Origin of the sequence: Streptomyces sp. ActVer (genome assembly GCF_027270795.1) — a bacterium.
Taxonomy (GTDB): Bacteria; Actinomycetota; Actinomycetes; order Streptomycetales; family Streptomycetaceae; genus Streptomyces; species Streptomyces umbrinus_A.
In genome coordinates, this window is record NZ_JAPWHT010000400.1 from 1 (window position 1) to 9,610 (window position 9,610).

The 9,610-nt window shown below is 72.0% G+C and carries 8 protein-coding genes; 3 read left to right on the forward strand and 5 right to left on the reverse strand.

The features are described from left to right. The coding region (locus O3Q52_RS41330; protein WP_269653702.1) for a CdaR family transcriptional regulator at positions 1–460 on the forward strand (460 nt) is incomplete at its 5' end. Positions 461–536: 76 nt separating this feature from the next. On the opposite strand, the gene O3Q52_RS41335 is transcribed toward O3Q52_RS41330, so the two are convergent. From O3Q52_RS41335 to O3Q52_RS41355, 5 genes are all read right to left on the reverse strand, one after another. Then, positions 537–1,934: an MFS transporter gene (locus O3Q52_RS41335; protein WP_269653703.1), complete on the reverse strand. Its 1,398-nt coding sequence runs from the start codon at positions 1,932–1,934 to the stop codon at positions 537–539. A gap of 188 nt (positions 1,935–2,122) precedes the next feature. Continuing rightward, positions 2,123–2,758, reverse strand: coding sequence for a class F sortase (locus O3Q52_RS41340; protein WP_269653704.1), 636 nt, complete (start codon positions 2,756–2,758; stop codon positions 2,123–2,125). A 131-nt stretch (positions 2,759–2,889) separates the two neighbouring features. Continuing rightward, positions 2,890–3,249 (reverse strand): hypothetical protein, encoded by a 360-nt coding sequence (locus O3Q52_RS41345; protein ID WP_269653705.1) that lies wholly within the window; start codon positions 3,247–3,249, stop codon positions 2,890–2,892. Positions 3,250–3,372: 123 nt separating this feature from the next. Continuing rightward, positions 3,373–5,487: a cell wall metabolism sensor histidine kinase WalK gene (locus O3Q52_RS41350; protein WP_269653706.1), complete on the reverse strand. Its 2,115-nt coding sequence runs from the start codon at positions 5,485–5,487 to the stop codon at positions 3,373–3,375. After that, on the reverse strand, positions 5,474–6,223 hold the full coding sequence (locus O3Q52_RS41355; protein ID WP_269653709.1) for a response regulator transcription factor: 750 nt from the start codon (positions 6,221–6,223) through the stop codon (positions 5,474–5,476). Before O3Q52_RS41355 ends, O3Q52_RS41350 begins: the two co-directional genes overlap by 14 nt. 49 nt (positions 6,224–6,272) lie before the next feature. On the opposite strand from O3Q52_RS41355, the gene O3Q52_RS41360 reads away from it, so the two are divergent. Both O3Q52_RS41360 and O3Q52_RS41365 read left to right on the forward strand, forming a co-directional pair. Then, positions 6,273–6,557, forward strand: a complete 285-nt coding sequence (locus tag O3Q52_RS41360) for a hypothetical protein (RefSeq protein WP_269653707.1) — start codon at positions 6,273–6,275, stop codon at positions 6,555–6,557. 203 nt (positions 6,558–6,760) lie between these two features. Continuing rightward, entirely contained in the window at positions 6,761–9,457 is a 2,697-nt protein-coding gene (locus tag O3Q52_RS41365) for a LuxR C-terminal-related transcriptional regulator (protein ID WP_269653708.1), read from the forward strand. The last annotated feature ends 153 nt before the right edge of the window (positions 9,458–9,610 follow it).

Sequence of the window (9,610 nt, forward strand, 5' to 3'; positions counted from 1 at the left end):
TGAAGCGGTCACCGTCGGCGCCTCGGCACCGGTCCAGGACCTCGCCGCCCGCCCGGACACCGTGGCCGAGGCCTACACCGAAGGTCAGCGATGCCTCGAAGCGCTGCGGCTGCTCGGCCGTGCCGGGGACGGTGCCGCCGCGGAGGACTTCGGGTTCCTGGGACTGCTGCTCGCCGGGAGCAGGGACATCTCCGGCTTCGTCGAGCGCACCATCGGCCAGGTCGTCACGTACGACGAGAAGCGCGGCACCGATCTCCTCCACACCCTCGACGCGTACTTCGCCTGCGGCATGAGCCCCGCGCGCACCAAGGACGAGCTGCACGTCCACGTCAACACGGTCGCGCAGCGCCTGGAGCGGGTGGGCCGCCTGCTCGGCCCCGACTGGCAGAGCCCCGCCCGTACGCTGGAGATCCAACTCGCCCTGCGGCTGCACCGGTTGACGTCCACCGGACAGCACTGACGCCCACGCGCGGGTGACCCCCGTACGCGCGGGCGCACGGGGGTCGGTCCGGGGCCACCGACTCAGACCGGACGAGTCAGACCGTACGGGCGTCAGCGGTGCGGGCGGACGCCTTCGCGGCCTCCGTGTCGGGGCCGGCCTCGCCCGCCACGTCGGCGAGGTCGCGGTGCCGGGTCTCCTTCGCCACGCCCACCGCGATCAGCGTCAGTACGACCGCCCCGATCACGTACAGGGAGATCGGCGTGGAGCTGTCGTAGTCCGCGAGGAGCGCGGTCGCGATGAGCGGTGCGGGCGCGCCCGCGGCGACCGACGCGAACTGGGCGCCGATCGAAGCGCCGGAGTAGCGCATACGGGTCGCGAACATCTCGGAGAAGAAGGCGGCCTGCGGCGCGTACATGGCCCCGTGCAGGACCAGGCCCACGGTCACGGCGAGGATCAGGTTCCCGAAGCTCCCGGTGTCGATGAGCGAGAAGAACGGGAACATCCACAGACCGATACCGGCCGCGCCCAGCAGATACACCGGCCGACGGCCCACGCGGTCGGACAGGGCGCCCCACAGGGGGATGACCGCGAAGTGGACGGCGGAGGCGATGAGCACCGCGTTCAGCGCGGTCTGCTTGGACAGACCGGCCGACGTGGTGGCGTACACGAGGATGAAGGCGGTGATCACGTAGTAGCTGATGTTCTCCGCCATGCGCGCGCCCATGGCGATCAGGACGTCCCGCCAGTGGTGGCGAAGCACGGACACCAGCGGCAGCTTCTCGGCGGCACTGTCCTGGGTCGCCCTGCGCGCCTCGGCCTGTGCGAGGGCCGCCTTGAAGACGGGCGATTCATCGACAGACAGACGAATCCACAAACCGACGATCACCAGCACACCCGAGAGCAGGAACGGAATGCGCCAGCCCCAGGAGGTGAAGGCGGCGTCCGACAGCACGGCGGTCAGCAGCGACAGCACGCCCGTCGCCAGCAACTGCCCGGCGGGCGCCCCGGTCTGCGGCCACGAGGCCCAGAACCCGCGTCGCCGCGCGTCCCCGTGCTCCGAAACGAGCAGTACCGCGCCGCCCCACTCCCCGCCCAGCGCGAAGCCCTGGACCAGGCGCAGCACGGTCAGCATCACCGGCGCCGCCGTACCCACGGTCGCGTGTGTGGGCAGCAGCCCGATCGCGAAGGTCGCCCCGCCCATCAGCAGCAGACTCAGGACCAGCAGCTTCTTACGCCCGAGCCGGTCGCCGTAGTGCCCGAACACGAGCGCCCCGAGCGGTCGCGCGGCGAATCCCACCGCGTACGTCAGGAACGACAGCAATGTGCCGACGAGCGGGTCCGAGCCCGGGAAGAACAGCTTGTTGAAGACGAGCGCGGCGGCGGATCCGTACAGGAAGAAGTCGTACCACTCGATGGTGGTGCCGATGAGGCTCGCGGCGACGATGCGCTTGAGGCTGGCGGGGGGTGGGGGAGCGGTTGCTGCGGAGGCCATGTGCACCACTTCCGGACAGTTGCGGGGACGTGTACGTGTCGGCACAACCTAGAAAGGCGCATGTCCACGGCACATGTGGTGGGACACCATAGTTCGGGGGCTCAGTGTGCGTGTTGCCTCCACGTCTGCGTCCCGAAGCCGAAACCGAAGCCGGGATCCGGTGCGCGGCGGGCCTCGGGCCTCGGGCCTCACGCCAACGTCGCGTACACGATGAGGTTGTTCACCGGGTGGCCCTCGGTGTCGAAGTCGCCGTCGCAGGTGACCAGTCGCAGGGCGCGGTCCTTCGTCGGGCCGTAGACCTTCTTGGTCGGGAAGGAGTCCTTGCTGACGCTCTCGGTGTCCGTGACCGTGAAGCGCGCCGATTCGCCGCGGTTGTTGGCGACGGTGATGTCCGCGCCCTTGGTGATCTTCTTGAGGTCGTGGAAGACGGCCTTGCCGAAGCGGGTGTTGTTGTGGCCGATGATCACGGCGGGACCGACCTCACCGGGCACGGAACCGCCGATGTACCAGCCGGCGGTCATGCCCTTCTCGGGAGGGGGGACCTCCACGGTTCCGTCCGTGTTGCGACCGAGCTCCATCAGGGAACTGGTGATCCCGAGCGAGGGGATGGCGACTTCGGTGGGGACGGCCGGCTGTGTGGCCCCCGGAGCGGCCGGCGAAGCGGTACCGGCGGCGGCAGGGGTGTTCGGAGAGGCCGGGGCGGGCTTGTCGGCGGCCGACGAACAGCCGGTGAGCACGGCGAGGACCACGGGTACGACGACGGCGAGGCGGGCACGGGCCGGCAGGGTGCCGAGGCGCCGTACCGGATGGGGTGCAGGTGACACAACGGACTCCAGAGCAGAACCAAGAGCAGAGGCAGAGGACCTGAACGGCTTACGGGACCAGGCGCATACGCGGTGGCGCCGCCCGGAGACGGGCGGCGCCACTGTTGTGCCCGGTGGGGCTGTGCCGAGCGTCAGCCGTTGTGGCGTCCTGCGGCGCGGCGGCGCAGGACGATGGTGCCGGCGCCCGCGAGCAGCAGAGCGCCGGTGGCCGAACCGACGAGGGTGGCCGTGCCGGTGTCTCCGGCCGGGGCCTCGCCCGCGGCGACGCCGCCCTTCGGAAGGTCCTTGGCGGCCGCGGCCTTCCTGGCTTCGAGCTCCTTCGCCTTCTTGGCGTCCTCGGCCTTCTTCTCGGCCGCGGTCTTGTCTTCTCCGGTGGCCGCGCTCGGCGTGGGGGTCGGGTCGTCGGCGACGGCCGCGCCGACCGGGACGAGCATCGCGCCGGTCGCGACGGCGGTCAGAACGGCGAGACGCAGGGTGAGATGGCGGGACATGTATCGCTCCAGTTCCAGCCCGGCCTTGGTGGTACCTGGTTGGCGAGCCGCACCAGGTTCCGGGCATGGCCCAACACTTGCGCCCACTTGTGAAGAAGCTGTCAGAAGCTCATGGTCATCGCATCAGGGCTGTCCAGGGGTCTCCCGGGCCCCCGGAACTCCGCGGTCCCTCGCAGTCCCTTCCGTTCCGTCTTCCGGTCCGGTGGAGGCTGTCTCGTCCCGTGTGACCGGCAGCCACAGGGTGAAGACCGAGCCCTGTCCCTCCGTGCTCACCACGCTCGCCGTGCCACCGTGGGCCTCGGCGAGCTTGAGGACGATCGCCAGGCCGAGGCCGCTGCCGCCGGTGCTCCGGTTGCGGGACTTCTCCGCCCGCCAGAAGCGGTCGAACACATGGGGGACGTCGTCCGCGGGGAGGCCGCTGCCGGTGTCGGACACCTCCATGGCCACCTGGTCCCCGGAATCGGTGACGTACGAGCGCAGCGTCACCCGGCCACCGGACGGTGTGTGGCGTACGGCGTTGGAGACCAGGTTGCTCATGGCCTGCCGCAGCCGTACGGGGTCGGCGTCGAGCAGCGGCGGCGGGGGCGCGTCGGGCGGCGCCGCGGAGACCGCCAGGGTGACACCCGCGGTCTCGGCCAGCCCCTGGTGTGCCGCGGTGACCTGGCCGAGCAGGTCGTCGACGCGTACCGGCTCCAGATGCAGGCGCAGCGCGCCCACGTCGGCCGCCCCCAGGTCCTGGAGATCGTCGACGATGTGCTGAAGCTGTACCGCCTCCTCGTGCAGCGAGGACACGAACGCCGGGTCCGGTTCGGCCAGACCGTCCTGTGCCGCCTCCAGCCAGCCACGGATATTGCTCAGCGGAGTACGCAGCTCATGGGCGACGTCGCTGACCATCACCTTGCGCTGCTCCTCCAGCCGCGCCCGGTGTGCGGCCATGTCGTTGAAGGCCGCCGCCAGCCGTCCGATCTCGTTGTCCGAGCCGACCGGCACGGGCGCCGAGTCCATGCCGTCCCGCATCCGCTGGGCGGCGCCGGTGAGCGCGTGCAAGGGGCGTACGAGCCGGGCTCCGGCGATCACCGAGGCACCGACGGTGAGGGCGAGGACCAGGGCCGTGACCCCGGCGATGCGCGCGGTGTTGGCCGGTGAGAGATCGAAACCGGGCACGCCGGCGGCGGCGTCGGTGCTGTCGATGAACAGCAGTGCGGGCGCGGCGACATAGGACGTGAGCTGTTCACGGCGGGCGCTGCCGACACAGGCGGCTATGGCCCGGTCGTGTTTGCTGCTGCGAGCCGCGGGCACGCGTCCGTCGTCGGTCGCCTTCTCCTTGGACGCCCTCGCGAGCGCCGCCTTCTCCTCGACCGCCTTCTGCTCCGCGGCCCGCTGCTGGGCGTCCGCCTCCTCCTTGGAGAGGCCGGTCGTGGGAAGCGCGGCCGGTAGGCCGGTGTCCGTGCCTCCCGACCCGTATCCCCGGTCCCAGGACAGGTCCAGGTTCAGTTTCACGCCCGTACGGCCCTGCCGCTTCAGACAGGCGTCGGTGAGTTGGTTGAGCGCGCGCAGGGCCTTCCTCTCGGTCGGCGTGGGACCGGACGCGTAGGACGCCAGGCACTTCGTTTCCATGGAGCGGTCGGTCTCACTGCTCACGAACTGGACGCGGGACCGCCCGCTCGGGCTCTCGACGATGTCCGCGGCTATGCCCGCCGCACCGAGGCACTCCGCGCTGTCGGCGCTGGCCTTCCGCAGGAGCGTACGTTCCTGCGCGGGCAGCAGGAACGGCCCCACCGCGCGTGGATCGACGCGGTCAGCGCCCGCGGAGGCGGTGTCGGGCACCAGCACGGTGTCGACGGACAGCGGGTCGACGACCGCGGAGGCCTGCGGTGGCAGCGGGGCGGCGGTGGAGGAGGTGCCGTTCGAGTCGTCGGAGGAGTCGAAGAGGGGGCGTTTGTCCTGGGTGGTCAGCACGATCCGGCGCTGGGACTTCCCGGCCAGTTTGCGCACGGTGTCGTCGACGCCCTCCCAGCCCGGGTGGGTCGCCGCGTACCCCAGCAGGGTGTTGTAGATCTCGGCATCGGCGCTGAGGTTCTGGCCCTGCTCCTGGCGGATCGCGCCGGAGGTCGTCTGCACGGCGAGCCAGGCGGTGGCGGCGACCGAGCACGAGGCCACCAGCGCCGACACGGTCAGCAGCCGCCCGAGCAGGCTCTTGCGGAGCGGCAGCCGCGCCCGCTCGTCACGACGACGCACGGCGCACGCTCTTCGCGTTGGTCCTCGCGGGATCCGTCAGCTTGTAGCCGACGCCGAAAACGGTGAGCAGCCGGTCCGGCCGCCGCGGGGCGCGCTCGATCTTCTTGCGCAGATTCATGACGTGTACGTCGACGGTGCGGCCGCTGATGTACTTGTCGAAGCCGTGCAGTTCCTCCAGGAGCCGCTGCCGGGTGAAGACCCGGTCGGGCTCCGCCGCCATCGCGGCCAGGATGCGGAACTCGCCGGGCGTGCACACGACCGGCGTCCCCCCGACGGACACCTCGTGCCGGGCCGGATCGACTCTGAGCGTGCCCACCGACAGCGCTGTGTCCCCGGTTGCGCCGGGAGTGGGGTCGGGGGCGCCGGGGGCGGTCCCGTCGGAGCTCCGGTTGCGGCGCAGGAGCGTACGCACCCGGGCCACCAGCTCACGCGGGCTGAACGGCTTGGTCACGTAGTCGTCGGCCCCGAGGTCCAGGCCGAGCAGCAGATCGTCCTCGGTACTGCGGGCCGTCAGCATCATCACCAGCACTTCGCGGCCCTCGGCGCGCAGGATCCGTACCACGTCGAGGCCGTCGGCCCGGGGCATCATCACATCGAGGACGAGCAGGTCGGGTTCCCGGTGCCGAACCTGCTCAAGAGCCGTACGGCCGTCCTCCACCACCGTGACCGTGTGTCCCTCGTGCTCCAGATAACGGCGCACCAGTTCGGCCTGCTTCGTGTCGTCTTCAGCGACCATGATGTTTGCGCACACGCCGGAGAGCGTAACGAGCGTGGAGCCGGGGACGGTGGCAAGTGACCTTTTCGGGCGGGGAGTTCAGGCCACCGTCGTGACGCCGGAGCGCGTCGGCGCGGTCACGGCGAGGCGCCGTCGGCCGACGGCCGGCACGTTCTCCCGGCGCGGCTTCCCGTACGTCCACGCGCTTGTGGAGGAGGGACGGCGCGGCCCGGCAGCGTACGCCGTCGACGAGATGCCTGCCTACACCAATCACGTCGGCCCGGTCGCCGAGAAGATCGGCCCGGTGGGGGAGCGACCCGGGAGCGAGCCGCGGGCCTTCACGCCCCCGGCCTGACCACGGCCGTCCTGCCGACAGAGGACCGGGCGGGCGCTGTCGGGCCGGCACGGGCCTCGTACGAACCCACAGGCCTCGGCGGCGGATGCCGTTGCAGCCCCCGGAGAAGCCACTGCGTCTGGTTGGCGTGCACATGTGCAGGAACCGCGGGATGCTGAGGGGGAGCGCTGCCCATGACCTGACGAGCAGTGGTGGTGAGCGCCATGGCTGGGCTGGAGGAGAACGGTCCGGAACCGACCACATCGTGCGCCGATCCCCAAGGAGACCCGTTCCTGCACACGCGGTTCGCGATACCCGCGCGTCCCGCGACGTTCCTGCGACGGGAGCGGCTGGTCAGGCACCTCGACCAGGCCCTGCGGACCCCGTTGACCATGATCAGCGGGGCCGCGGGCGCGGGCAAGACCCTGCTGGCCGCCGACTGGGCCGCACGAGAGGACCGGTCCGTCGCCTGGCTCACCAACGACGCCGCGGCCCAGGGCTGCGGCATGTTCTGGGCGTACTTCCTCCAGGCCCTGAGCGCCTCCGGTGTGCCGCCGCCCGCCGAGGTCGGCTCCCCCGCCGACGCGAGCCGCGTGGACCAGACGCTGCTGACGCGCCTCGCCGCGGGCCTGAGCGACCGGGACCGGCCCGCGATCGTGGTGCTCGACGAGTACGACCGTGTGACGGCGCCGGAGATCGCGGAGCAGCTGGAATTCGTCCTGCACCACGCGGGACGGGGCATGCGCCTGATCCTCGTCACCCGCACCGAGCCCCTGCTGCCGCTGCACCGCTACCGGGCGGTCGGCGACATGACCGAGATCAGGGCCGCGGAGCTGGCCTTCACCCCGGAGGAGGCGGCCGAGCTGCTGGAGCTGCACGGGCTGCGCGTTCCGGTGTCCGCCGCCCGGACCCTGGTGGAGCGCACCCGGGGATGGGCCGCCGGACTGCGGCTGTGTGCCCTGGCCGCGCAGGAGAGCCCGGATCCGGAGACGTATCTGAAGGAGTTCGAGGTCGATCGCACCACGGTGGCCGACTTCCTGCTGGCGGAGGTGCTCAAGCGGCAGAGCCCCGAGGCGCAGGACCTCCTGCTGCGGGTCAGCGTCCTCGACCGCTTCGGTCCCGAGCTGGCGAACTCGCTGACCGGGCGAGCCGATGCCGAGTCCGTCCTGGCCGGGCTGCACCGCGAGAACGCGTTCGTCGAGTACCTCGGGCACGACCGGTACCGGCTCCACCCGCTGTTCGGGGAGATCCTCCACGCCCATCTCCGGATGCGCTCTCCCGGTCTGGAGCCCGAACTCCACCGACGGGCCGCGACCTGGCTGCGGGACTCGGGATCGCTCGCGGAGACGCTCGGCCACGGTGCCGCCGCGGGCGACTGGGAGTTCACCGCCGGTGCCCTCGTCGACGACCTCGCCATCGGTCAGCTCTTCACCGGTCTCCGCTCGGACCATCTGGCCGAGCTGTTCTCGGGGATGGGCCCCGAGGCCACGAGCCCCGCCACGGACCTCGTCCGGGCGGCCCGTGAGCTGGCACGGAGCGACCTCGACCATGGCCTGCCCCACTTGCGGCACGCCGAGCAGAGCCTTGCGGAGGAGGAGGGGATACCGGCCGGGGACACTGCTCCCGGCCTCGCGGCGGCCCGGTTGAGCTGTGCCCTCCTGGAAGCCCTGGCCGGCCGGCTGACCGGTTCGCCCGCAAGGGCGGAGACGGCGGCGGAGACGGCCGAGGAACTCCAGCAGGAGGTGCCCGCCCGGCTCCTGGACGCGCATCCCGAACTCGCCGCCCTCCTGTCGACCCATCTCGGCTCGACGCGGCTGTGGGCGGGGAGCTTCGAGGACGCTCATGACGCCCTGAGCACGGCGGTCGCCTGTTCCGGGGGAGCCTCGACGGCCCTGCCGCGCGAGGAGGCCCTCGGCCATCTGGCCCTGATCGACTATCTGAACGGCTGGCCAGGCAGGGCGGAGCGCAAGGCACTGGCTGCGGTCACCGAGACCGAGCGGTTCGGCCTGAGGGAGGAGTCCGGCTCCGGCATCGAGCTGCTCGTCCTGGCCGCCGTGGCCGTCGACCGCAACGAACTCGACCGGGCCCAGGCCCTCCTCGACACGGCGGCCGGCTCCCATCACGCGATGCGGGACCCGGTCATGCGGGCGGGGCGGGCCCTCGCCACCGCCCGGCTGCTCCTGGCCCGCGGCGAGATGCACGCGGCGCTCGAAGCGGCGGAACCACGCGTCGCCGCCGACGTGGTCTCACCCTGGTCGGAGGCGCACAAGGCGCTGGTGACCTCGGCTGCGCACCTGGCGGAGGGCCGGCCGGAGACGGCCGCCGAGCTGCTGCAAGAGGTGCCCGGCGAGCAGCCCGCGTGTCTCGTGGGGGCCGCACGGGCCCAGCCCGCCGCGGGTCGGCCCGGCGAGGCGCGCGACCTGCTCGACCGAGTGCGCCCCGAGGGCCGTACGGGTCCTGCGGTGACCGTCCGGGCCTCGCTGGTGCGGGCCCAGGCCGCGGACCGGGCCGGGGACTCCGCCACCGCGCGCAGACTCGTCGCCCATGCCCTCCACGAGGCTCGGCGCGAACGGCTGCGGCGCCCCTTCCTCGAAGCCGGACCGTGGATCCGGCCCCTGCTGGGCACGGTGCCGCTGCGCGGGCTGGCCGAGGGCTGGCTCACGCCCGGACCGCCGGCGTGCGACGCGCAGCGGGCACGCGCGGAGGACCAGCCGTCGGCACCGGTCGTGGAGGAGCTGAGCGGGCGCGAGCACGACGTACTGGAACGGCTCGCCCAGATGATGTCGACGGAGGAGATCGCCGCCGATCTGTATGTGTCGGTGAACACGGTCAAGACCCACCTCAAGAGCGTCTACCGGAAGCTGTCGGTGAACCGGCGCCACGACGCGGTGCACCGCGCACGGGAGCTGCGGCTGCTGTGAGCAGGTGGCTGTGCCTTCGCGGCCTGCCCGGCAGGGGCCCATGCGCGGCCGGGCGCCCGTGTCCTGCGGGGAGCCTTCGCACCGCGCCCGGCTCGCCCGTGCGGGGTGAGGCGCGGGGCCGGTTCTTCGGGTGCGATGGGGGTGGCGGCAGGG